At 35.0% G+C, this 23,692-nt stretch carries 22 protein-coding genes; 19 read left to right on the top strand and 3 right to left on the bottom strand.

All coding sequences use genetic code 11. The annotated features are described in order from the left end of the window. Positions 1–60: 60 nt before the first annotated feature. From OS191_RS14560 to paaZ, 13 genes are all read left to right on the top strand, one after another. A complete protein-coding gene (locus OS191_RS14560; protein ID WP_267149155.1) occupies positions 61–1,134 on the top strand; it encodes a 2Fe-2S iron-sulfur cluster-binding protein in 1,074 nt (357 codons plus the stop codon). Positions 1,135–1,287: 153 nt separating this feature from the next. Then, entirely contained in the window at positions 1,288–2,244 is a 957-nt protein-coding gene (gene paaA / locus OS191_RS14555; RefSeq protein ID WP_323370151.1) for a 1,2-phenylacetyl-CoA epoxidase subunit PaaA, read from the top strand. Positions 2,245–2,322: 78 nt separating this feature from the next. Beyond that, a complete protein-coding gene (gene paaB, locus OS191_RS14550) occupies positions 2,323–2,613 on the top strand; it encodes a 1,2-phenylacetyl-CoA epoxidase subunit PaaB (RefSeq protein WP_267149154.1) in 291 nt (96 codons plus the stop codon). A gap of 78 nt (positions 2,614–2,691) precedes the next feature. Next, positions 2,692–3,444 carry a 1,2-phenylacetyl-CoA epoxidase subunit PaaC gene (paaC, locus tag OS191_RS14545; protein ID WP_267149153.1) on the top strand — a complete coding sequence of 251 codons (753 nt, stop codon included), beginning with the start codon at positions 2,692–2,694 and terminating at the stop codon, positions 3,442–3,444. Between the two features lie 88 nt (positions 3,445–3,532). Further along, positions 3,533–4,033 (top strand): 1,2-phenylacetyl-CoA epoxidase subunit PaaD, encoded by a 501-nt coding sequence (gene paaD / locus OS191_RS14540; protein WP_267149152.1) that lies wholly within the window; start codon positions 3,533–3,535, stop codon positions 4,031–4,033. A 71-nt stretch (positions 4,034–4,104) separates the two neighbouring features. Continuing rightward, complete coding sequence (locus tag OS191_RS14535) at positions 4,105–4,884, top strand: enoyl-CoA hydratase-related protein (RefSeq protein WP_267156432.1); 780 nt, start codon at positions 4,105–4,107, stop codon at positions 4,882–4,884. 49 nt (positions 4,885–4,933) lie between these two features. Next, a complete protein-coding gene (locus tag OS191_RS14530) occupies positions 4,934–5,296 on the top strand; it encodes a four helix bundle protein (RefSeq protein ID WP_267156431.1) in 363 nt (120 codons plus the stop codon). 58 nt (positions 5,297–5,354) lie between these two features. Next, positions 5,355–6,575, top strand: a complete 1,221-nt coding sequence (locus tag OS191_RS14525) for a 3-hydroxyacyl-CoA dehydrogenase NAD-binding domain-containing protein (RefSeq protein WP_267156430.1) — start codon at positions 5,355–5,357, stop codon at positions 6,573–6,575. Positions 6,576–6,615: 40 nt separating this feature from the next. Continuing rightward, complete coding sequence (locus tag OS191_RS14520; protein WP_267156429.1) at positions 6,616–6,993, top strand: four helix bundle protein; 378 nt, start codon at positions 6,616–6,618, stop codon at positions 6,991–6,993. A 13-nt stretch (positions 6,994–7,006) separates the two neighbouring features. Then, complete coding sequence (locus OS191_RS14515; RefSeq protein ID WP_267156428.1) at positions 7,007–7,426, top strand: PaaI family thioesterase; 420 nt, start codon at positions 7,007–7,009, stop codon at positions 7,424–7,426. 71 nt (positions 7,427–7,497) lie between these two features. Continuing rightward, positions 7,498–8,358, top strand: coding sequence for a KPN_02809 family neutral zinc metallopeptidase (gene ypfJ / locus OS191_RS14510; RefSeq protein ID WP_267149146.1), 861 nt, complete (start codon positions 7,498–7,500; stop codon positions 8,356–8,358). A gap of 167 nt (positions 8,359–8,525) precedes the next feature. Next, positions 8,526–9,731 (top strand): 3-oxoadipyl-CoA thiolase, encoded by a 1,206-nt coding sequence (gene pcaF / locus OS191_RS14505; RefSeq protein WP_267156427.1) that lies wholly within the window; start codon positions 8,526–8,528, stop codon positions 9,729–9,731. A 300-nt stretch (positions 9,732–10,031) separates the two neighbouring features. Then, positions 10,032–12,569 carry a phenylacetic acid degradation bifunctional protein PaaZ gene (paaZ, locus tag OS191_RS14500; RefSeq protein ID WP_267156426.1) on the top strand — a complete coding sequence of 846 codons (2,538 nt, stop codon included), beginning with the start codon at positions 10,032–10,034 and terminating at the stop codon, positions 12,567–12,569. Between the two features lie 154 nt (positions 12,570–12,723). Here the strand turns inward: paaZ and OS191_RS14495 are convergent, their stop codons facing one another. Genes OS191_RS14495 through OS191_RS14485 form a run of 3 tightly spaced genes read right to left on the bottom strand, consistent with a single transcriptional unit; the run spans position 12,724 to position 18,376 of the window. After that, positions 12,724–15,576: a CHAT domain-containing protein gene (locus tag OS191_RS14495; protein ID WP_267156425.1), complete on the bottom strand. Its 2,853-nt coding sequence runs from the start codon at positions 15,574–15,576 to the stop codon at positions 12,724–12,726. A 39-nt stretch (positions 15,577–15,615) separates the two neighbouring features. Next, positions 15,616–16,359: an MORN repeat-containing protein gene (locus OS191_RS14490; RefSeq protein WP_267156424.1), complete on the bottom strand. Its 744-nt coding sequence runs from the start codon at positions 16,357–16,359 to the stop codon at positions 15,616–15,618. A 46-nt stretch (positions 16,360–16,405) separates the two neighbouring features. Then, complete coding sequence (locus OS191_RS14485) at positions 16,406–18,376, bottom strand: hypothetical protein (RefSeq protein WP_267156423.1); 1,971 nt, start codon at positions 18,374–18,376, stop codon at positions 16,406–16,408. 228 nt (positions 18,377–18,604) lie between these two features. Here OS191_RS14485 and OS191_RS14480 point away from each other — a divergent pair, with 228 nt between their 5' ends. The 6 genes from OS191_RS14480 (at position 18,605) to OS191_RS14455 (ending at position 23,572) form a co-directional block, all read left to right on the top strand. Next, positions 18,605–19,357 (top strand): enoyl-CoA hydratase/isomerase family protein, encoded by a 753-nt coding sequence (locus tag OS191_RS14480; protein WP_267149140.1) that lies wholly within the window; start codon positions 18,605–18,607, stop codon positions 19,355–19,357. Positions 19,358–19,400: 43 nt separating this feature from the next. Then, positions 19,401–19,775 carry a four helix bundle protein gene (locus tag OS191_RS14475; RefSeq protein ID WP_267149139.1) on the top strand — a complete coding sequence of 125 codons (375 nt, stop codon included), beginning with the start codon at positions 19,401–19,403 and terminating at the stop codon, positions 19,773–19,775. Between the two features lie 74 nt (positions 19,776–19,849). Further along, the gene (locus OS191_RS14470) at positions 19,850–20,446 is read left to right on the top strand and encodes an acyltransferase (protein ID WP_267156422.1); all 597 of its coding nucleotides are present in this window, start codon (positions 19,850–19,852) and stop codon (positions 20,444–20,446) included. A gap of 328 nt (positions 20,447–20,774) precedes the next feature. Further along, complete coding sequence (locus tag OS191_RS14465; RefSeq protein WP_267156460.1) at positions 20,775–21,095, top strand: GIY-YIG nuclease family protein; 321 nt, start codon at positions 20,775–20,777, stop codon at positions 21,093–21,095. Beyond that, on the top strand, positions 21,085–22,407 hold the full coding sequence (locus tag OS191_RS14460; RefSeq protein WP_267156421.1) for a dihydrolipoamide acetyltransferase family protein: 1,323 nt from the start codon (positions 21,085–21,087) through the stop codon (positions 22,405–22,407). The genes OS191_RS14465 and OS191_RS14460 overlap by 11 nt, the downstream gene beginning before the upstream one ends. Positions 22,408–22,504: 97 nt before the next feature. After that, a complete protein-coding gene (locus OS191_RS14455; RefSeq protein ID WP_267149136.1) occupies positions 22,505–23,572 on the top strand; it encodes a branched-chain amino acid aminotransferase in 1,068 nt (355 codons plus the stop codon). The last annotated feature ends 120 nt before the right edge of the window (positions 23,573–23,692 follow it).

The following is a 23,692-nucleotide window of genomic DNA, read 5'->3' as shown; positions in this document are numbered from 1 at the left end:
TAATTTTGTAATTTTGTAAACCAAACTAACAAGTGTTAGTTTCATATGAATAAGAAAACTATGGCTGAATTTTACAACTTAAAAGTTGCAGATATATATAAAGAAACCCAAGACACTTCGGTTATTACTTTTGAGGTGCCAGAAACATCTCAAGACATCTTTAAATTTAGACAAGGACAACACCTGACTTTAAAAGCAATAATTGATGGAGAAGACGTTCGTAGGTCGTATTCATTATGTTCAAGTCCGTTAGATAAGCAATGGAAAGTAGCTGTCAAATTAATTCCTGGCGGAAAATTTTCAGCATTCGTAAATAACGAGTTACAAACTGGAGATATGCTAGAAGTTATGACGCCTAGTGGAACTTTTGGGGTAGACTGCAATAAAGAAAAAGCAAAGAATTATTTGTTTTTTGCTGCCGGTAGTGGTATTACGCCTGTTTTATCTATGATTAAAACGCATCTTGCTACTGAGCCCAAAGCAACATGTAAATTGTTTTATGTAAATAAAACAGCAAAATCTATTATCTTTAAAGAGGAATTAGAGCAGTTGCGTAACACGTATTTTGGGAGGTTGGAAATTTATTATTTTTTAACCAAAGAACGAAGAGATATCGAACTGTTTAACGGAAGATTTAACGATGAAAAAATGCAGGTGCTTACAAGAACCTTCATCGATATTCCAGATACAAGTGAAGTCTTTTTATGTGGTCCAGAAAAAATGGTAAATTATGTGAGTAATTATTTAATAGACGCCGGATTACCCAAAGATTTGGTGCATTTTGAGTTGTTTGTTACAGGACTTTCAGACGAAGATATTGAAAGAGCAGAACGTTTATCCAAACAAAATGTAGAAGGGACTAAAGTAACTATTATTGATGGTGGAAAAGAATTCGATTTCACTATGACAAAAGAATACGACAATATTCTGGATGCAGCTCTTGGTGCTGGTGCCGACTTGCCTTTTGCTTGTAAAGGTGGGGTTTGTAGCACCTGTAAATGTCAGATAAAAGAAGGCTCTGTTGAAATGAAAATCAACTATGCGCTAGAAGATAAAGAAGTCAAGCAAAACTATGTGCTTAGTTGTCAGGCAGTACCAACATCAGATAAAGTAGTAGTAGATTTTGATGTGTAAAATTCCTTTAAAAAAAAGGATGTCGCTACAAATACGAAGTATTCACGATTTCGTATTTTTAAAAAAAATAGAATGGAGGAGTAATCCTTAACACGCAAGTCAACACCAACCTGTTAAGTTTTTAAAACCAGACAGGTTTCTAAATCAAGAACAATGAGTGAAGAACAAATAAAATATTTAGAAAAGCAATTCGAAGAACGTATCGCAAGAGACGAAAAAATCGAACCGAAAGATTGGATGCCAGAAAAGTACCGTAAAACGCATATCAGGCAAATATCTCAACATGCGCACTCCGAAGTTGTCGGCATGCTTCCAGAAGGGAATTGGATTACCAGAGCGCCTTCTTTAAGACGTAAAGTGGCTCTTTTGGCTAAAGTTCAAGACGAAGCAGGCCATGGTTTATATTTGTATAGCGCTTGCGAAACCTTAGGGATTTCTCGAGATGAATTATACGAGCAATTACATTCAGGAAAAGCCAAATATTCATCCATTTTTAATTACCCAACAATAACATGGGCAGATATGGGTGCTATTGGCTGGTTGGTAGATGGAGCAGCCATTATAAATCAAGTGCCATTGTGCAATACCTCTTTCGGCCCTTACGCTAGAGCGATGGTTCGTGTATGTAAGGAAGAGAGTTTTCATCAGAGACAAGGCTACGAAATCATGCTTAAACTTTCTAACGGAACACCAGAACAAAAGGACATGGCGCAAGATGCCTTAAATCGTTGGTGGTGGCCATCTTTAATGATGTTAGGTCCTACTGATGCCGAATCTGTGCATACAGAACAATCCATGAAATGGAAACTAAAAAGAAAGTCTAACGACGATCTGCGTCAGCAATTTATAGATCAGACAGTACCACAAGCCGATATTTTAGGATTGAGCATTCCAGACCCGGATTTAAAATGGAATGAAGAAAAAGGAAGTTATGATTTTGGAGAAATCGACTGGGATGAGTTTTGGCAAGTCGTTAAAGGTCATGGACCAATGAATAAAGAACGCATGAAAGCACGTGTTGGAGCTTGGGAAAGAGGCGAATGGGTTAGAGATGCAGCTATGGCTTATGCTGAAAAACAACAAGAAAGAAAAGAAAAACAAGTAGTTTAATAATTTATGATTAAAGATTAACGATTTGTGATTTTAGAATCAACAAATAACAATCAACAGTCAACAATCAACAATAACATGTCAAAAACAAAAAACTGGCCACTTTGGGAAATCTTCGTAAGAAGTAAAAACGGATTAGAACACAGACACTTTGGTAGTCTTCATGCGGCAGATGCAGATATGGCATTAGAAAATGCAAGAGACGTGTATACCAGAAGAAACGAAGGTGTTAGCATTTGGGTTGTGGAAAGCAAAAATATCACAGCATCCAATCCAGAGCATAATGGCGAAATGTTTGAGCCAGCTCAAGATAAGGTGTATCGTCACCCTACATTTTATGAACTACCTGATGAGGTTAAGCACATGTAAAATTCCTGCGCAGGCAGGAATCTCATAAAAAAATAAATGTTTAATTAAAAAAGATTTCCACTTTCGTGGGAAGTAAACATGAAACAAAACCTATACAATTACATTCTAGGAATAGCAGATAACAGCCTGATTCTTGGTCAAAGAATGGGAGCCTTAACGGGACATGGGCCAAGTTTAGAAACAGATATTGCCTGTACTAATATCTCTTTAGATTTATTTGGTCAAGTGCGCAGTTATTATCAATATGCTGCAAAAGTTGCAGGTGATAAACGAACGGAAGATGATATTGCTATGCTGCGTCACGAACGTGAATATTTAAATGTGCTTTTAGTAGAGCAACCTGATACCGATTTCGCTTATACTATGGGACGTCAGTTTTTATTCGATGTGTACCATTTTTTATTCTTGACAGAATTACAAAAAAGTAAAGATTTAACTTTATCTGCAATTGCAACAAAATCGCTTAAAGAGGTAAGTTATCACCAGCGTTTTTCTACAGATTGGATCAAGCGTTTAGGAGATGGCACCGAAGAAAGTAATAAGCGTATGCAGACAGCTATAGACGATTTATGGACCTATACAGACGAGTTATTCCATCAAACCGATGCAGATAAAGAAATGGTAGCAGAAGGAATAGGTGTAGATGTTACAACATTAAAAGAAGCTTATTATCAAAAAGTGGCAGACGTCTTACAAGAGTCAACTCTGACCATTCCAGAATCTAAATATTTTCAAAAAGGAGGAAAACAAGGCATCCACACAGAACATATGGGATATTTACTAGCCGAACTGCAATATATGCAACGCGCTTATCCAAATATGGAATGGTAAAACCGAAATGTCACTCTGAGCGCAGCCGAAGAGTCTCAATCATATTTAAATTAAAAAATATAAGATTCCGTTTTCACGGGAAGTGAACATGACAACAACAGAACAAAACATAGACAACATTTTAATTCCAATCTTAGAACAGGTTTCCGATCCGGAAATTCCAGTTCTATCTATTATGGATATGGGTGTGGTTCGTTCTGCTGTTATTGAAAACAATATGGTTAAGGTGCAAATTACACCAACCTACAGTGGCTGTCCTGCCATGGATGTTATTGGAGACGATATTAAAGCAGCTTTAAAAGAAGCAGGTTATCAATCTGAAATCGAACTGATTCTTGCCCCAGCATGGACAACCGATTGGATAACCCCAAGAGGTAGAAAAGCACTTGAAGATTATGGAATAGCAGCGCCATTAGGTGCAGAAGCCGATAAAGATGTGTTGCTACATGGAAAACGTTTGGTTAAATGTCCACAATGCGGATCCACAAATACAAAAATGGTCAGTCAGTTTGGTTCTACAGCATGTAAAGCCCAATTTCAATGCGATGATTGCCAAGAACCATTCGATTATTTTAAATGTTTAAAATAGGCTTTCGTCAGTTCGAATGAAATTGCTTTTTTGCAATTTTGTATCGAGAACCAACAAAATATAAAGAATATATGAACTCAATCCAACTAAAAATAGAAAACAAAATAGCAACCATTACATTAAACAGACCTGAAGTCTTCAATAGTTTCAATCGAGACATGGCTTTAAGTTTACAAAGCATTTTGGATGATTGCGAAAACAATTCCGAAGTGAGAGCTATTATTCTAACAGGAAACGGAAAAGCATTTTGTGCCGGTCAAGATTTAAAAGAAGTTACAGATCCAGAATTAAATCCTGGCTTCAAAAAAATATTAGAAGAACACTACAATCCCATCATTACACGAATCCGAAGCATTAAAAAACCAATCATCGGAGCAATAAACGGTGTGGCAGCAGGAGCAGGAGCAAATATTGCATTAGCTTGCGATATCGTTGTTGCGCATGAAAAAGTAAGCTTTATTCAAGCCTTTAGTTTAATTGGTTTAGTGCCAGATAGCGCAGGAACTTACTTTCTTCCAAGACTAATTGGTTTTCAAAAAGCACAAGCTTTGGCTATGTTGGGCGATAAGATTTCAGCAGAAGAGGCAGAAAGAATGGGAATGATTTATAAAATGATTCCTTTAGACAGTTTTGAAGAAGAAACAAATAAGCTTGCTTTAAAACTGGCAAACATGCCAACAAAAGCACTTGGTTTGATTAAAGAGTTATTTAACAAATCGATGACAAACACATTAGAACAACAATTAGCGTTAGAATCTAAAATACAAATAGAAGCAGCACAAAGTGAAGATTATAAAGAAGGGGTTGCAGCATTTATTGAAAAACGTAAGCCAAACTTTAAAGGAAGGTGATTAATGATTTAAGATTAACGATTGTTGATTTCTGAATATAGGACAAATAATGAAAGCAATTCAACTTGAAGACAGATTAATACAATTTGCAATAGATGTGATATTGATAACTAAGAAAATTGATAAATCTTTCGCTTCAGAACATTTAGCAAAACAATTAATTAGATCTTCTACATCTGTAGCTTTAAATTATGGTGAAGCTAGAAGTGGCGAATCTACCAGAGATTTTTTACATAAAATGAAAGTTTGTTTAAAAGAACTAAGAGAATCGTATATAAATTTAAAAATTCAGAAGGGAGCAAGTCTTATCTTAGATTTGGATAAATTAGAGAAGTTACTGAAAGAAAACGATGAACTAATTTCCATATTCGTTGTCAGTATTAAAACAGCATCAACAAAACTAAAACCGTAAATTGTATGATGTTCAAAAAAATCAAAAACCGTTAATCTGCAATCTGCAATTATTTAGTATGAGTGAAAATCAAAAATCAAATATCGTTAATCTGCAATCTACAATTAAATTTGTAGGAATAATAGGTTCAGGAACCATGGGAAGTGGTATCGCACAAGTTGCTGCTACAGCTGGTTGTAAGGTGAAATTATACGATACATATCAATCGGCTTTAGATAAAGCAAAAGCTGCTTTAGAAAAAATATTAGCACGGTTAGTAGAAAAAGGACGTATTGATGCTACTGAAAAATCACGAATCCAATCTAACATCTCTTACGTTGATAAATTAAAAGACTTGTCAGATTCAAACCTGACAATCGAAGCCATTGTTGAAAGCTTAGAGGTTAAGAAAAAAGTATTTTCTGAATTAGAAAGCTATGTTTCTACCGATTGTATTATCGCATCAAACACATCTAGCTTGTCCATTGCTTCCATTGCTTCATCACTTCAAAAACCTGAACGTTGTATAGGCATCCATTTTTTCAATCCAGCACCTTTAATGAAATTGGTTGAGGTAATTCCTGCCATCCAAACATCAAAAGAAGTATTAGAAAAGTCTATTCAAACCATTTCCGATTGGAAAAAAACGGTAGCTGTTGCAAAAGACACACCTGGATTTATAGTCAACCGTGTAGCTAGACCATTTTACGGCGAAGCTCTTAGAATATATGAAGAAGGTATAGCGGACTTTGCCATGATTGATGCAGCTATGAAAGAAGCAGGTGGTTTTAGAATGGGGCCGTTCGAGCTTATGGACTTTATTGGAAACGATGTCAATTATACCGTAACCGAAACCGTATTTACAGCTTTCTACTTCGATCCAAGATATAAACCAGCTTTCACACAAAAACGCTTTGCAGAAGCCGGTTATTTAGGTAGAAAATCTGGTAAAGGCTATTACGATTATGATGAAAACGGAAAACGTGTTATTCAGAGCGACAGCGAAGAATCTCAAGATGAAAAATTATCACAACAAATTTTCAACAGAATCCTAATAATGCTAATCAACGAAGCAGCAGACGCACTATTTTTAAACATAGCATCAGCCAAAGATATAGACAACGCTATGACCAAAGGAGTCAATTATCCAAAAGGTTTATTAGCTTGGGCAGATGAAAAAGGAATCGATTGGTGCGTAGATAAAATGGATGAATTATATAATGAATACCACGAAGATAGATACCGTTGTAGTCCGTTATTACGACGAATGAACAAAGGAAATAAGACGTTTTTTAATTAACATGGCGTTAGGCATTAGGCATTAGGAAAAAGGAATTAATATGAAGAGTAACTATCATTTTAAATTTGAAGATCTACAAGTTTATCAAAAAGCTATGGATTTTGGAGAAGTGGTAGATGCTTTAGTAAAGGATTTTCCAAATCACGAACTTTATGCGCTTTCATCGCAGTTTAGGAGAGCGGCAGATTCCATAGCCTTAAATATTGCCGAAGGATATCCTGGTTTAGACGCTCAATTCGTTAAGCATATAAATTATGCTATTTATAATGCAAATGAATGTGTGAGTTGTAGTACAAAAGCTAAAAGAAGATTTTATATTAGCTTTGAAAAAGATGAAGAGAATAGAAAATTAATTTCTGAATTAACAAAAATGATGTCTTCATTAAGAAGAAAAACCTTAGAACGAACTAATCCCTAATCCCTAAGAACTAATGCCTTTACTACCAGAACAAATCCCACATAAAATGCTATCCCAAGACGCCTACAGCACATGGCTAGGCATCGAGATTCTCGAATGTGAAATCGGTCGATGCAAAGTTGGAATGACCATTAGAAAAGACATGCTTAACAGCATGAATAAAGCGCATGGTGGCATTAGCTATTCATTGGCAGATACAGCTTTTGGATTTGCAGCCAACACACATGGTAAATATGCGGTTTCTATAGAAACGAGTATCAATCATATTGAAGCTCTTGATGAAGGAGATTATATAGTTGCCGAATCGGTTATAGAAAATGTAAAGAATAAGCTGGGCTTCAACATCATTGAAGTTAAAAGAGGAGAAGAATTAGTAGCGCTTTTTAAAGGTGTTGTATATCGCACAAGTAAAAGTTGGGAAGAAAATGACTAACTTTCTGTGAAGTTTTTATTCCGAGTTTTCGGGATTAGATATAATAACTTAAGAAATTAAACAATATTAGTATGAAATGGAAAGGTAGAAGAAAAAGTGGAAATCTTGAAGACCGTCGTGGTATGGGCAACAAAGGTAAGTTAGTTGCTGGTGGTGGAGTAATTGCAGTAGTTGTCATTCTTTTACAACTATTTGGAGGAGAAACAGGTCAGCAAATAGCACCCATTTTAGAGCAAATAAATAGCGGCCAATCTACACAACAAGTGGAGCAACGCGAATTGACCAGCGAAGAAAAGGAAATGGGAGATTTTATGGCGACTATTTTAGCAGATACCGAAGACGTTTGGAGCAAAATTTTTAGAGAAAATAATCTCGGAAATTATAAAGAACCAAAAATGGTATTATTTACAAATGCTGTTTCAACAGCTTGCGGAAATGCCAGTTCAGCATCTGGACCATTCTATTGTCCTGCCGATCAAAAAGTATATATGGATTTAGTTTTTTTTAATGAACTAAAAACCCGATTCGGAGCCAAAGGGGGGGATTTTGCCATTGCTTACGTGACTGCGCACGAAATAGGCCATCACATACAAACCATAACAGGAACATCGCAAAAAGTAAGACAATTACAACAACAATCTGGAGAAGTTCAGGCTAATAAATTGTCGGTTGCACAAGAGTTGCAAGCCGATTTTTATGCAGGCGTATGGGCACATCACAATAGAAAATATTTACAAGAAGGAGATATCGAGGAAGCCTTAAGTGCCGCCAACGCAGTTGGAGATGATGCCATTCAAAAACGAACAAGAGGTAGTGTAAATTCAGACAGTTTTACACACGGAACCTCTGAGCAGCGCATGGAGTGGTTTATGAAAGGTTTTAGAACGGGAGATATTAGAAATGGAGATACCTTTTCTGCATTGTTGAATTAATCATTTCCTGTTAAAGCAGGAATCTTTGAGTAAATAAAACCAACACAAACTTAAGTCACAAACTTTAGCAAACAAGTTTCTTAAGTATAAATAAAAATTTCAAACCATACAATTCCTATTTTCGTGGGAATGTAATTAAAAAGATACCCACTTTCGTGGGCAATACTATGGAAGCATATATTATAGACGGAATTAGAACACCAATAGGAAATTATCAAGGCACTTTATCGGCTGTTAGAACGGACGATTTAGGCGCTTTAGTTATTAAAGAAATTGTAAAACGAAACCCAAACATTCCAAGCGATGCTTATGATGATGTGATAATGGGTTGTGCCAATCAGGCCGGAGAGGACAATCGGAATGTGGCTAGAATGGCGTCACTTTTAGCAGGATTGCCATTTACAGTTCCCGGAGAAACGGTTAATAGATTGTGTAGTTCTGGATTATCGGCTATCATTCATGCCAACAGAGCGATTAAAGCTGGAGATGGCGATTTATTTATTTCTGGAGGTGTCGAAAATATGACTCGTGGACCTTACGTAATAGCAAAGCCTTCTAAAGGTTTTGGAACAGACGCCAAGATGTACGATTCTAGTTTCGGATGGCGTTTTATTAATCCGAAAATGGAAAAAATGTTCGGAACCGATGGCATGGGGCAAACAGCTGAAAATCTTGTGGAGAAATACAATATTTCTCGTGAAGACCAAGATAAATTTGCTTATTGGAGTCAGATGAAAGCTGCCAAAGCACAAGAAAATGGACGCTTAGCAAAAGAAATTGTAACTGTAGAAATTCCGCAACGTAAAAAAGCCCCAATCTTATTTTCAAAAGACGAATTTGTAAAACCAACAACCTCTTTAGAAGTTTTAGGAAAATTAAGAGCGGCCTTTAAAAAAGAAGGCGGAAGCGTAACTGCAGGAAATTCATCAGGATTAAATGATGGTGCAGCAGCAACAATCATCGCTTCAGAAGATGCTGTAAAAAAATACAATTTAAAACCCTTAGCAAGAATTGTAAGTTCTGCAGTAGTTGGGGTAGAACCTAGAATTATGGGAATAGGTCCTGTGGAAGCTTCTAATAAAGCCTTAAAAAAAGCAGGATTAACTATGGACGATATGGACGTAATCGAGCTCAACGAAGCTTTTGCAGCTCAGGCCTTAGCTTGTACACGTGCTTGGGGATTAAAAGACGATGATCCGAGATTAAATCCAAATGGAGGCGCCATTGCTATTGGTCATCCATTAGGTGCTACCGGAGCAAGAACCACGTATTCTGCAGCTTTAGAGCTAAAGGAAACTGGTAAAAAGTACGCATTGGTAACCATGTGTATTGGTGTTGGACAAGGTTATGCAGCGATAATTGAAAATGTCTAAATACCTGCGCAGACAGGAATCTCATTGCAAATAGGTTCCTACTTTGAGAAAGGTAAATAACATAGCAAGTAAGTGCGTTAGGGATTGAAGTGGCATCCTTTTTTATGTCAGTTCGAGTAAAATTGCTTTTTTGCAATTTTGTATCGAGAACAAATAAAAAAGATATAACGGAAAGCCCGACCTTTAGGTAACGCCCAAATAAAAATAATGTTACTTCGAAAGATTTCTATTTTATTGGAATTAGATCGAAAGAACATAAATAGATTTCCGTTTTCACGGAAACGATAAATAAATTTATTGATGAAAAAAATACAAAATTACGTTACAGGACAATGGAGAGAAGGTAAAGGCGAGGGAGTTCCAATGTTTGATGCCATAACCGGAGAGATTGTAGCACTTTCAGATACAGAAGGTTTAGACTTTGGTGAAATTCTTCAATACGGAAGAACAAAAGGTGGCGAGAAACTAAGGAAAATGACCTTTCAAGAACGCGGCAACATGTTGAAAAGTTTAGCGCTTTATCTAATGAAAAAGAAAGCTACTTTTTACGAAATAAGCTATAGAACTGGAGCTACAAAAGTTGATAGCTGGATAGATATTGAAGGAGGTTTTGGAAACTTATTCGCTAATGCGTCTTTGCGTAAACTTTTTCCAAATCAGTCTTATCACGTAGAAGGCGATCCAATCGATTTATCTCGTGGTGGCCGTTTTATGGCACATCATATTATGGTTCCAAAACGTGGAGTTGCCGTTCATATTAATGCCTTTAACTTCCCAGTTTGGGGCATGTTAGAAAAATGTGCAAGTAACTGGATGGCAGGCGTTCCTGCTGTGGTAAAACCGGCAACTAACACCTCTTTCTTAACTGAAGCGGTTGTACGTGAAATAATTGCTTCCGGTATTTTGCCAGAAGGAGCATTGCAATTAATTACTGGTTCTGCAAGAACCATTCTAGATACCGTAGAGTCTCAAGATGTCGTAACCTTTACAGGTTCTGCAACAACCGGTAGATTGTTAAAATCACATAAACGCATCATTCAAGAATCTGTACCATTTAATATGGAAGCAGACTCTTTAAACGCTTCCGTTTTGGGTGAAGATGCCGTACCGGGAACACCAGAATTTGATCTTTTTATTAAAGAGGTAAGAAATGAAATGACTGTAAAATGCGGTCAGAAGTGTACCGCAATTCGCAGAATTATTGTGCCACAGAATCTGGTTGAAGATGTTCAGATTGCCTTAGGAAAAGCTTTAGGGAAAATAACTATTGGAGATCCACGACTAAAAGAAGTTAGAATGGGTGCTTTAGTAAGTAAAGATCAAGTTACTGAAGTTCGAGATCGTGTACAAGAATTGGCCAAAACAGCTCGTATTGTATATGGCGATTTAGATAAAATTGAAACCATTGGAGCAGATGCGGAAAAAGGAGCTTTTTTAAGTCCGATTTTACTTCGTGAAGACAACCCATTTACCAATTTAGCTGTTCATGAAACAGAAGCCTTTGGTCCGGTAAGTACCATTATGCCTTACAAAAACTTAGATGAAGCTGTTACATTGGCTCAAATGGGTAAAGGCTCTTTAGTATCGTCTATTGCAACTTACAACGACAAGCTAGCAACAGATTATGTTGTAAATGCAGCCTCTCATCATGGACGTATTTTAGTCATTAATCGCGATATGGCAAAAGAAAGTACAGGTCATGGTTCGCCATTACCATATTTAGTTCACGGTGGTCCAGGACGTGCTGGTGGAGGCGAAGAAATGGGAGGTATGCGAGGTATTAAACATTATTTACAACGTACAGCCATACAAGGTTCGCCAACAACTTTGACAGAAATCACAGGAATTTATCAGCAAAACGCAAAGTATAAAGAGGCAGAAAATCATCCATTTAAATACCATTGGGAAGACATTCAACCAGGCATGTCGCTAAAAACACATAAGCGAACATTTACAGATACCGATATTATTAATTTTGCAAACCTGACTTGGGATCATTTCTATGCACATACAGATATTACATCCTTGGATGGCAGTATTTTTGAGAAAAGAACAGCGCATGGCTATTTTATAATTTCGGCAGCAGCAGGATTATTTGTGTATCCAAATAAAGGACCAGTTGCAGCAAATTATGGTTTAGATAGTATTCGTTTTTTACGACCATTATATCATAACGATACCATTTATGTGCGTTTAACCTGTAAAGAAAAAGTAGATAGAGATGTGGCTTCGGCAGAACATCCTAGTGGTATTGTAAAATGGCATGTAGAGGTGTTTGATGCTAATTTTGAAAACAGGCCAGAAAAAGATAAGACGGATAAAGATAATCCGTTAGTAGCAGTAGCAACTATTCTGACGATGGTTCAAAAAAAACAAGAGGTTTTTGTTGAAATGACAGAAGAAAAAATATCTGAATGTCTTTCAAAATTAAAAGAAAACATGAAGCCAAAATGGGGAATTATGACGCCGCAACACATGATTGAGCATTTGGAATATACTTATAAAATTGCTTCAGGTGAGATTCAGGATTTTGAAATTGCTACACCAGAAAAATATTTAGAGAAAGTGCATGCAAGCTTATACAACTATGAGAAGTTCCCAAAAAACTCTCAGTTTCCTCAGTTAGAAAAAGATACCTTAGACGATTTAGAACATCCAGATTTAGAAACTGCAATTGAGAAATTTAAAGCACAACGTAAAAAATATATTGAGTATTTTAAAGAACATCCAGAAGCAAAATTGAAAAACTTAGTTTTTGGTGAATTAAATAAATATGAATCGTATTTATTAGAAAGAAAGCATTTGAATCATCATTTTGAACAATTTGAACTTATATAATTAATAGAGTTTACTGGTAAAAACGGCAATAAAAAGCCGTAGAGGTTTATTTTAAATAAAAGAACAGCTTATTGAATCTTATTTCAATAAGCTGTTTTGTTTCATAAAGTTATCAAAAATAACAGGTTGAATAGACCTGGATTCTGTGTATTATTTATCTACCATTATAAATAAATGGAGCCCACAATTTAGGTGACTTTCCACGTTCGCCAAATTCCCCTTTAATAAAGGCTCTTTTAATTTCATTTAAAACCATATTTGCTTCCAAATTATTTTGGATGATGTTTGTAAACAGCAACTGCATAGTTAAAGCTGTTCCAGAATCGTCTACAGGCCAAAGTGAAAGAAGAGTGCTGTTAGATCCAGCTACTAAAAATGAGGTGTTTAACCCATTTATACCTTCACCTTCATAGAGTTTTCCAACTCCCGTGTCGCAAGCACTCATAATAACTAAATCTGCATTTAAGTTAAGCTTAGCAATTTCTGGCGCTAATAAAAAAGTATCTTCATTGCCATCTCCATTGTCTGGTTGAGAAAACATTAATCCACTAAATTCAGGAATAACATCACCAGTAAATCCGTGTGTAGAAATAATTAGATTTTTGTATTCTGCTAATTCGCCACTTGAATTCCGGTTTTTAAAATCACTTTCTGTCATATCCATTCCAGTAACTATTTTTGCATCATTAGCCAGTGTCCCAATATATTGTACCTCTTCTAGTGTTCCGCCTAAATAATTAGCACCACCAAAGCCAATGGCTTCTAATTCTGGTTTAAAGTTATAAATACCTTGATCTATTTTTTTAGATACCGCATCAGATATTTTGTAAAAATCTTCCATATTTCTTACGGTTGCCGTTACATTACCAGAAGGTTGGTATTGGGCACCACCAAAAGCAATTACCGATTTTCGGTCTGCCGCGTAATTTCGATTAGAAATATATTTCCATACACTTACATTTGGTATATAACGCACATTATTTGTGGTTATAAAATAGTTGTTTTTCGGATTAATAAACGCTTCAAAAGGTAAATAGTTGAGTTCTGAGGCAGCGCTTATTATCACATTTTTGTATTGACTAGTAAGGTCTTGAACTGGTAGCAATGTTAGGTTGTACCAAAAATGCATAAAATCGTTTAAAACGTTTTGATAATCTGGTTTGTCTGAATTGTCTAACACATCTCTAGACCACTCTACCAAAGTTATAAAATCGTCCTTGCTAAAATTCTTTTCTTTATTACCAAGACGTACCAACTTACCATTAACATAGTCTACATTGTAGTCTTGCATGTATTTGTTAAGAGAAGGTGGTACTTTTTTTATACGATCTGTATAGGTCTTTTTTAGTTTAATTAAATCGTCTAACGGATAATTATAGCGTATTTCTGCATTGTTTTTAGTAATTGCAGAAATGATTATTTCGCCTGGTTTACCAATGGAATAGGTTAATAAAAGCTCATCGTCTTTCAACATGTTTTGAGCATCATTAAGGCTTGCAGTTGGAATGCTTTTATCTAATAAGTCTCGTAAGTAATTACCTCTGTTCTCTTCTTGAATTTTAAATAGCTTTCCAATTTCATTGGTTTGTTTAAGTCCCATAATTAGAAATTCATAAGTATCAGAAACACGGTTCATATATTCTAGTTTCTGTTTAGCATTTAATGACTCTTTAACGTTTTCAATTAGAGCAATGCTTTTTTCGAATTGTTTATTGCTATTAATATAATCTTCTTTCTTATAAAAAATTGCACCCAAATTATTATAGGCATGTTGTGCTTTTTGATATTCTTTCTTAGATAAATAATCTTGTGCTACTTCTTCTATAAGTTCACTAGCTTCCGTATAAAAGCCTTGTTCGGCTTTAATAATTGCATAGTTGTTTTTGGTAGATTGGATGAGTGCTTGATCGTTTAATTGATTTGCAATAGTATAAGCTTTCATAACATAACTATGTGCTTTGGCTTTTTCTTCAGGGTCTAAACTAAAAAAATTGCGAGTCCCAATAGTTCCGTATGCTTTTGCTTTAAAATAATCGTTGTTAATTTGATTTGCAATACCTTCAAGTTGATAGGCTGTTTGAATTATTTCTTCATCTTGTGCCTCTAAGGCATTGAGTACATTAATTTTATGAAAGGTCATAGAGGCTTGATGAATAGAAGGATAATCTAGGTTTTTGTATGCGTTTAAAGCTTCGTTGATATCTAAAAGTGCACCACGACTATTAAAGGAATTATTTTTTATAACAGATAAAAAATGAAGTGCGTGGCTTCTTCGCCAATATAATTTAGTATTGTTTTCACTCAACTTCTTAAATTTTTCAAACTGCTCTACACTCGCCTTAGAATTACCTTTATAATATAAACTAACCGCTTTTAAACTTGGTAGTATAGTTTGAAAAACTGGATTGGAATTAGGTAAATTTATATAGTGTGCAAAAAGTTGGTCTAGGTTATCGCAGGTTTTGCCTTGAGTAAAAACTCCATTAACACATTGTCCTAATGCTAATGCTTTTTGATTATCAATTTTTTTGTTTTCATAAAAGCTGGTCCATTTAGTTTTTAATGTTGTTAAATCTTTTCCACTAATTTGTTCTATCAAACTCATGTCATTTACAATATCATCTGAAGTTGGAAAAGTGCTCAACTGTGCTGCCCACTCTAAGTTCTGAAAGGCCGAATCGGTATTCCCCTTTAAAAAGTCTATATATGCTTGAGTATAATAAGCATACTCTAACAAAGGCTGAATATTGATAGCTTGTTGGTTAGCAGATTGGGCAGCATTTAAATCATTGTTTAAAATTTGATAGTAAGCATGTAAATAAAAGCCTGCAAACTCATCTGAGAAGTGTGTCATTAAATCTTCACTTCCTTTTTTCATCTTTGCTAGATCTTTAGTGTCATAACCTTCTATATAATGATTATAATAATCATTAAATGTATTTTGAGCAATCGCTACGTTTGTTGCAGCAAATACCAAACATAAGAGCGTTAAGATTTTATTTTTCATAATCAATATTTTACTTATTTGATTTTTTTTGAACAGGTTTTATATTGCGATGTCTAAACTGCCTTTTTTATAATATCCTTTTTCGGTCACTTTTCCATCTTTATCCATCATAAACCCTAAACCTTCTTTATAATTATTATGCCAAGCACCAATATACTTGCTACCATCATCATAAAAATACACACCAAATTCTTTGCGCAAACCTTGTATGCACTGACCATAAAATGAACTACCTTCATCCCAAATATGAATAATTGGATATGCTCTTCTGCCGTAAGCAAAATAGCCTAAGGCGTAAGAACCGTTGTATTTTTCAATTGTAAAACCGTCAAAACTTTCAGAGTTTTTATCAGCATAGTAATCAAAACTATGATTTACTTTATAATCTTTTCCAGTAGCTTTATCATTTTTAAATTGCTTTTCCCATGCAATTTCTCCTCCCGCAATTTTAAATGCAGGACCATTTTTCTCGTTTTTTCGGTAGGTATATAATTCAATACTACCTGAGTTTCGGTCCATAATTATTTTTGTGCCATCTAATTCATGATTCTTATTAAAAGTTTGATAGATACTTTTGCCATCGGTTGTAACTAACATTTGCCCACCAACAGCCAAGCCATCCATTAAAAATCCATAAGTTACATTTCCATTAGCGTCCGTGTTTTCATGAAAAGAAACTAACTCTTTTTTTACTTCTTTTTTACCTATTTGATTGGCATAACTTATTTGTGCGACTACAGAGCCGCAAAATAATAGCATGACTAATTTTAATACGTTTTTCATAATTATTATATTTTATAGTTTATATTTTTGTTTGATAAGATTAATCTTAATATAAGTTACAGTTGCTTATTAGTTTTGTTTCTGATCTTCTACCATCATCAACAACAAGTGTGTATTTGGTGTCATCCATACTATCTCTATTAATATATACATGGGCTATTTGTGTTGTATTACCATTAACAACCTGTGTAGTTCCTAATATTTTTCTCCTTACATGAACGCCACGCACACTGTAGGTTACTGTAATTAACTCTACTGTATATTGATTGTTTGAAATGCCCAATGCTAAAACAGCACCACCATCATAAGTACAAAATTTACCAATGGCATGTGTAATACCACCAATTCCGTTTTTATTCATTAATGGGTCGCTTGAAATATTGACATAATCATAGTTGTTATAATTAAGTGTGTAACTATTCCCAAATGTTTTAAACTGACTTAAAAACTGCTTTACCTCTTGTTTTCCTTTGGCTCGCGTTGCTTGTAAAGCTTCTTCATTTTTCTTCATTTCTGTAGAAGTTTTATAAAGTAAAAATGGTGTGATTTCATTCGTTTTTGTATTCACAATATAAGCCGAAGTGTTTTTTACCGCATCATTGTATGAAAAATAAAACTGTGGTGATATGTCTACATAGCCACTAACAAATACCTCATTCCGTTCTGGAAAATACGTGAATGTATACCTCTTACCTGTTCCTGTTAGTAGTTGAAGATTAGAAACCACCTTTTTACCTGTAATAAGGTCTGTAATATTTAGCTCACGACCATTAGTCTCTATAAAATATTGGCCTTGGTAAGTTCCTTCCTCCCTTAAAAACTCTTTTTTGCCTGTTTTTATATTAATTTTATAGGTCGCAAATAGATCTTCTTGAAGAATAATATACTCATCAAAACAACTTAGTATTTTACCTCTTCTATTGAAATTGTTTGGAAATTTAATTTCCTTTCCTGTTAACATATCATAAACATGCCAGCCCATGGATAAATAACGTTTATTGTTTGAAAGGAAATTTTTTTGCCCATAAGTACCTTTAAAAAGTTTTTTATAGGTTTTTGTGTCTAAATTATACGTATAAACACGATAATTTTTATTATTGCAAACCAAAATCTCTTTATCGTTAAGCCAATCTATATATTTATAACCTTCTAGTATTTGCATTGGTTTATTGGGCATTAAAATTTCAGCATTTCTACTAAGATTATTTCTAATCACAGTTTTTTTAAGACGCAGTTGTAAATCTTCATTAGAGAGTAAATTAAATGTTTTAAGGTCGTAATAATTAAGATTGCTAACTACAATGGCGTCATATTCTGGAAGATAGGTGCTAATTTCATCCGATGATTTAGGGAGTTTTGCAGGTGGCTTTAACGCTTCTACCTTAGGGTAATCGTTTGCAATTTTATGATGGATTTTAGATGTTTTGTATTGCGCAAGCTGCGTTGTTAGTTTACTTTTAAAATCCTGTTTATTTATATCATTTAAATAGTAGGCATGGATATACTCACAAGAAATTCCTGATTCTCCAGTCCTTAAGCGCAGTTCCTTTCCTTTTGCTTTGATTTCGGAAATATGAGCTACAACCTGATCGTTTATAGAAAAATATAGTTCATCATCAATTTTATAAATTTGTAGTCTATTATATGCAGAATGATTTACTATAGAAGTCGGTTGCCATTCATTATTATTTTCAATAAATGTGGAATTGTTAATACTACTTACCGCATAATAATCTGCATATATATTTAGATTAGAAGAATATTGAATTGCTAAGCCATAATAACTATCTGAATCCTCATCAAAGCCAAATAATAATTGTGCTAGCTCTTTATTTGGTGTTTTTGTAATTGTAGGCCTAACGTTAGTTTCAATAAAGAAATCACGATTCCAATCGGGTTCAAATGCTAATCTAAACTTTATATCTCTAGCTTCTTTAAAGTTTTCATTGAGAATGTAATCTTGAGAATAGCCAAGAAAACACGAAATGGATAATAAAAATAAATATAAATTTTTCATTCGAATGTATTAATTTAATGCTGTCACATAATTCAGTATGCTTAACAGTTTCAAACTTATACATATCTTGAATAGAATAAAATACGATGAATGTCGTATATTTTGAATCAATAGGTTAAATATCTATGCTTTTAAAGGCGCTTATAAAAATCTTATTAACAAAAAGTAATAATGTGAAGTTTAAGTTTTATTGTAACTTTGAATATTCACAATTTATAATAATTTAAGATGTCTAAACCATACGTAAACGTAGAAATAGAAAACGAAGTAGGCTACATAGAATTCTTCCATCCCGCACACAATTCCTTACCTGGAGATTTGTTAGCTAAACTAGCTAAAACTATAACGGAAGCAGGAGAGAATAATGATATTAAAGTCATAGTATTAAAAAGTGGAGGAGACCGAACCTTTTGCGCTGGAGCAAGCTTCAATGAATTAATCAATATCAATGATGCGGCAACCGGAAAAGTATTCTTTTCTGGCTTTGCAAATGTGATTAATGCCATGCGAAAATGTCCGAAATTTATTGTGGGACGCATTCAAGGAAAAACAGTTGGTGGAGGCGTAGGTCTAGCAGCATCAACCGATTATTGTATGGCAACAAAATTTGCTGCTATTAAGTTAAGTGAATTAAATATAGGTATCGGACCATTCGTGGTTGGCCCAGCAATTGAACGTAAAATGGGATTAAGTGCTATGAGTCAAATTGCTATAGATGCCAATTCGTTTTATGCCCCAGAATGGGCTAAAGAAAAAGGATTATACACACATGTTTTCGATACGACAGAAGCCTTAGACGAAGCAGTTAAAAATACAGCTGAGCATTTATGTACATATAATCCGGAAGCCATGTTAGAAATGAAAAAGGTGTTTTGGAATGGAACAGATCATTGGGATGAATTATTAGCAGAACGAGCTGAAACCAGTGGAAGACTAGTGTTGTCTGATTTTACAAAAGAAAAATTGAAAAAGTTTGAGTAGTTGGAGGGTAGAATGTACCGGGTAGAAAGAAGTTAGATTTCAGATGAAAAGTATATATCATTTTAATTTCGAAGATTTAAAAGTATATCAAAAAGCCATAGAGTTTGTGGAGTTGGTGCATCAACAGTTAAATGATTTTCCTAAAATTGAAAACTATAGATTGTCGGCTCAGTTTGCACGAGCAGCAGATTCCATAGCATTTAATACTGCTGAAGGCTCTGGTAGTTCAGACGCAAGTTTTTTAAATTACTTGAGAATTGCAAGAGATAGTTCTAGAGAATGTGTAGCCGCTACAACAAAAGCTTATTTGAGGAACTATATAAGTTTTGAACAGAGCGAAAATAACCGCTCCTTACTTGTGGAAATAAATAAAATGCTATCGTCTTTAATGAAACATTTGAAAAATAAACCGACGTAATACTAACAACTAAAAACTACCAACTAAAAACTAAATATTAATCAAGCTCACAGCTCAAAACTAACAACTCACACATGATTTACGCATTCAAAGATTACACACCAGTAGTACACGAATCCAGTTTCGTGCATCCTCTTGCAGCCGTTACTGGAAACGTTATTATTGGCAAAAACTGTTATATTGGTCCGGGAGCTGCCATTCGAGGAGATTGGGGACAAATTATTTTAGAAGATGGGGTGAATGTTCAGGAAAACTGTACCGTTCATATGTTCCCTGGAAAATCAATTACGCTTAAGGAAAGTGCTCATGTGGGGCATGGAGCCATAATTCATGGAGCTAATTTAGGTCGGAATTGCTTAATTGGAATGAACTCGGTAATTATGGACGATGCCGAAATTGGAGACGAAAGTATTGTTGGAGCCATGGCATTTGTAAAAGCAGAAACCATTATTCCAAAGCGTAGTTTGGTTGTTGGGAATCCAGCAAAAGTGATTAGGCAAGTAAGCGATGAGATGATGGCATGGAAAACAAAAGGTACCCAGTTATACCAGCAATTACCAGATGATTGTCACGAGAGTTTAAAAGAAGTAGAGCCATTGAGAGAGATTCCGGAAAACATGAAAATGCAGGAAGGAGTTTACGATACGTTGAGGGATTTTATGAAAAAATAAAAATGTCATTCAGAACGAAGTGAAGAATCTTTTTTTTTAAGATTATCAAGCCCTTGGTTCTCACAATGACAAAATATAATAACAATGTCAAAACTTAAGTTAAAGACACATAAAATGGAATCGTGCTTGGAAAATAGAATTGATTGAAAGTATGAATCCAAGTTGGATGGATTTAAGTTTGAATTGGAATATAGATTTTAATAGATTAAGATATGGAAGATAAAGAGAAATTCCCACGTTCGTGGGAATTGAAGATGCCCAGAATGGGCGAAAGCATCACAGAAGGAACCAACTTCCTGCGCAGGCAGGAATCTCAATATTAGTAAGCATGTGTAAATGGTATATCTATATAATGGCAAATAAGTTTAAGGGCACAGTTTATATAGGTATTACTGATAATATTGAAGAACGAGTAAAAGAGCACAAACTAAAAGTCTATCCAAATTCTTTTACTGCAAAATATAATTGCGACAAACTAGTATATTTTGAAGAGTTTGAAAAAGATAATGAAGCTATAATTAGAGAGAAAAGGTTAAAAAAATGGAATCGTTCTTGGAAAATAGAATTGATTGAAAGTATGAATCCAAGTTGGATGGATTTAAGTATGAATTGGAATATAGATTTTAATAGATTAAGACATGGAAGATAAAAAGAGATTCCCACGTTCGTGGGAATTGAAGATGCCCAAAATGGGTGAGTCAATTACGGAAGGAACCATCATTAGCTGGCTACTATCGGAAGGCGATAGCTTTGAAGAAGGCGATGTTATTTTAGAGGTTGGAACAGATAAAGTGGATAACGAAGTGCCTGCTCCAGTTTCAGGAACTTTGATAAAAATTTTATTTCAAGCTCAAGATGTAGTTCCCGTTGGCGAAGTAATGGCTATTCTTGAGGTCTCAGATGAGAAGAAATCGAAGTCGAAATCAAATTTGAAATCGAATACTCAGGAGAAGAAAAAAAATATAACAAATAAGGCAACTGTCATTCCAAGGAAAATCGAGGAATCCCAAACCAATTCTTTCTCCGTTTCAAATTCAAACCAATTCTTTTCACCTTTGGTTATAAAAATAGCCAAAGAACAGCATATCAGTTTCGAAGAACTTGCCAGAATTCCAGCTACAGGTCATGAAGGCCGACTTCGTAAAAGCGATGTGTTTAATTATATAGAAGGCGGACGACCATATAAGTTTGCACAAGCTGTTACTCAAGATCCAACAGCCTATAGAATACCACAATTAACTTTCGATAAAGGCAAAGGAAAAATTATAGAAATGGACCGTATGCGACAAATGATTGCAGATCATATGGTGTATTCTAAACACACTTCGCCACATGTTACCGCTTATGTGGAAGCCGATTTAACCAATATGGTTAACTGGAGAGATGCCAACAAAAAAGCCTTTCAAGAAAAATACGGCGAACGCCTGACTTTTACACCTTTATTTGTGGAAGCAGTAGCGAAAGCAGTTAAAGATTTCCCAAATATCAATGCTTCTGTAGATGGGAGTCATATTATTGTAAAAGAAGCTATTAATATTGGAATGGCAACCGCCTTACCAAGTGGAAATTTAATTGTTCCGGTTGTGAAAAATGCCGATACAAAAGATTTAAAAGCCTTAGCTGAAAATGTCAATGAGTTAGCAAATAAGGCGCGAGAAAATAAATTAACAGCAGACGATATTAAGGGAAGCACGTTTACTATTTCCAATGTTGGAACTTTTGGATCTGTTATGGGAACACCCATCATCAATCAACCAGAAGTCGCTATCTTAGCTCTGGGAATCATTAAAAAACGAGCTGAGGTCATCGAAACTGAAAAAGGTGATGAAATCGCAATCAGAAGTATGATGTATTTATCTTTATCTTTCGATCATAGAGTGGTTGACGGATTTTTAGGTGGAAGTTTTGTGCGCCGTGTAGCAGATTATTTTGAACAATTTGATATCAATAGAAAAATATAAATGTCATTCTGAGCGATAGCGAAGAATCTCTCATTAAAAGGTTGCTACGTTTCTCGATAGTTATCGGGATTCTATACAATGACAAACTAATATAATTATGAAACACAATATTTCAATAAACAAAGTAGAAAGATCTAGGGTTGATGCTTTAGACTTCAACAACATTCCTTTGGGAACCACTTTTACAGATCACATGTTTATCTGCGATTATGAAAACGGTCAATGGGTAAATCCTAGAATAGAACCTTTAAAATCTATTGCAACCCATCCAGCAGCCATGGCCTTACATTACGGACAAGCTATTTTTGAAGGTATGAAAGCTACCGTTGATGCCCATGGGAACCCTATGTTATTTAGACCCAATAAAAATGCAGAACGCTTGAATTTTAGTGCAGACAGAATGGGAATGCCAGACTTTCCTGAAGATCTTTTTGTAGAAGGTTTAAAGCAATTAGTAGCTTTAGAAAAAAACTGGATTCCACCTCAAGACGGAAGTGCTTTGTATTTAAGACCTTTTATGTACGCAGACGAGCCCTTTATTGGAATGCGTGCAGCCACGCATTATAAATTTATCATTATTGCTTCACCAGCTGGGCCTTTCTTTAGTAAAAGAATCAAGTTATGGGCTGAGAAAAAATATATTAGAGCTGTAGCTGGAGGTACAGGAGAAGCCAAAGCAGCCGGAAATTATGCTGCAGCCATTCGTCCAACAGAATTAGCCAAAGCCAATGGTTACGACCAGGTATTGTGGTTAGACGCTGTAGAACATAAGTACATTCAGGAAGTTGGTACCATGAATATTTTCTTCAAAATTGATGGGAAAATTATTACTCCTGGTAGAGATGGTGCCATTTTAGACGGGATTACCCGTATTAGTGTTATGGAGTTATTAAAAGCCAAAGGTTTCGAGGTTATCGAACGCGCCATAAGTATAGACGAAGTTAAAGAAGCTTCTAAAAATGGTACTTTAGAAGAAGCTTTTGGTACTGGTACAGCCGTTGGAATTGCTTATATTCAAGACATTGGATTAAATGGAGATGTTATTCATGTCTCTAACGAAAGTCCGGTTGGCCTGGATGTCAATAACACGCTTAACGGTATTAAAACAGGAAAGGTTAAAGACAAGTTTAATTGGATGGTTAAGGTAGAGAACGCTATGGTTTAAAAGAATTTGGGCGTTACCATTTGTTGCTTTATGGCAACAAATGGTCGGGCTTTCACTACTCGCTTTTTTTGTGTTTTCTGTTTAAACAGAAATACAAAAAAGAGCTCAAACAGACCGTTC

The sequence above is a fragment of the Xanthomarina sp. F2636L genome (assembly GCF_026410195.1).
Taxonomy (GTDB): domain Bacteria; phylum Bacteroidota; class Bacteroidia; order Flavobacteriales; family Flavobacteriaceae; genus Xanthomarina.
The sequence above is the reverse complement of the archived record's forward strand: the minus strand, read 5'-3'. Positions and strand labels throughout refer to the sequence as shown.

What these genes read in the sequence shown, in the direction of transcription:
- OS191_RS14560 (WP_267149155.1), top strand. Translation starts at nt 61, where the DNA reads ATGGCTGAATTTTACAACTTAAAAGTTGCAGATATATATAAAGAAACC.
- paaA (WP_323370151.1), top strand. Translation starts at nt 1,288, where the DNA reads ATGAGTGAAGAACAAATAAAATATTTAGAAAAGCAATTCGAAGAACGT.
- paaB (WP_267149154.1), top strand. Translation starts at nt 2,323, where the DNA reads ATGTCAAAAACAAAAAACTGGCCACTTTGGGAAATCTTCGTAAGAAGT.
- paaC (WP_267149153.1), top strand. Translation starts at nt 2,692, where the DNA reads ATGAAACAAAACCTATACAATTACATTCTAGGAATAGCAGATAACAGC.
- paaD (WP_267149152.1), top strand. Translation starts at nt 3,533, where the DNA reads ATGACAACAACAGAACAAAACATAGACAACATTTTAATTCCAATCTTA.
- OS191_RS14535 (WP_267156432.1), top strand. Translation starts at nt 4,105, where the DNA reads ATGAACTCAATCCAACTAAAAATAGAAAACAAAATAGCAACCATTACA.
- OS191_RS14530 (WP_267156431.1), top strand. Translation starts at nt 4,934, where the DNA reads ATGAAAGCAATTCAACTTGAAGACAGATTAATACAATTTGCAATAGAT.
- OS191_RS14525 (WP_267156430.1), top strand. Translation starts at nt 5,355, where the DNA reads ATGAGTGAAAATCAAAAATCAAATATCGTTAATCTGCAATCTACAATT.
- OS191_RS14520 (WP_267156429.1), top strand. Translation starts at nt 6,616, where the DNA reads ATGAAGAGTAACTATCATTTTAAATTTGAAGATCTACAAGTTTATCAA.
- OS191_RS14515 (WP_267156428.1), top strand. Translation starts at nt 7,007, where the DNA reads ATGCCTTTACTACCAGAACAAATCCCACATAAAATGCTATCCCAAGAC.
- ypfJ (WP_267149146.1), top strand. Translation starts at nt 7,498, where the DNA reads ATGAAATGGAAAGGTAGAAGAAAAAGTGGAAATCTTGAAGACCGTCGT.
- pcaF (WP_267156427.1), top strand. Translation starts at nt 8,526, where the DNA reads ATGGAAGCATATATTATAGACGGAATTAGAACACCAATAGGAAATTAT.
- paaZ (WP_267156426.1), top strand. Translation starts at nt 10,032, where the DNA reads ATGAAAAAAATACAAAATTACGTTACAGGACAATGGAGAGAAGGTAAA.
- OS191_RS14495 (WP_267156425.1), bottom strand. Translation starts at nt 15,576, where the DNA reads ATGAAAAATAAAATCTTAACGCTCTTATGTTTGGTATTTGCTGCAACA.
- OS191_RS14490 (WP_267156424.1), bottom strand. Translation starts at nt 16,359, where the DNA reads ATGAAAAACGTATTAAAATTAGTCATGCTATTATTTTGCGGCTCTGTA.
- OS191_RS14485 (WP_267156423.1), bottom strand. Translation starts at nt 18,376, where the DNA reads ATGAAAAATTTATATTTATTTTTATTATCCATTTCGTGTTTTCTTGGC.
- OS191_RS14480 (WP_267149140.1), top strand. Translation starts at nt 18,605, where the DNA reads ATGTCTAAACCATACGTAAACGTAGAAATAGAAAACGAAGTAGGCTAC.
- OS191_RS14475 (WP_267149139.1), top strand. Translation starts at nt 19,401, where the DNA reads ATGAAAAGTATATATCATTTTAATTTCGAAGATTTAAAAGTATATCAA.
- OS191_RS14470 (WP_267156422.1), top strand. Translation starts at nt 19,850, where the DNA reads ATGATTTACGCATTCAAAGATTACACACCAGTAGTACACGAATCCAGT.
- OS191_RS14465 (WP_267156460.1), top strand. Translation starts at nt 20,775, where the DNA reads ATGTGTAAATGGTATATCTATATAATGGCAAATAAGTTTAAGGGCACA.
- OS191_RS14460 (WP_267156421.1), top strand. Translation starts at nt 21,085, where the DNA reads ATGGAAGATAAAAAGAGATTCCCACGTTCGTGGGAATTGAAGATGCCC.
- OS191_RS14455 (WP_267149136.1), top strand. Translation starts at nt 22,505, where the DNA reads ATGAAACACAATATTTCAATAAACAAAGTAGAAAGATCTAGGGTTGAT.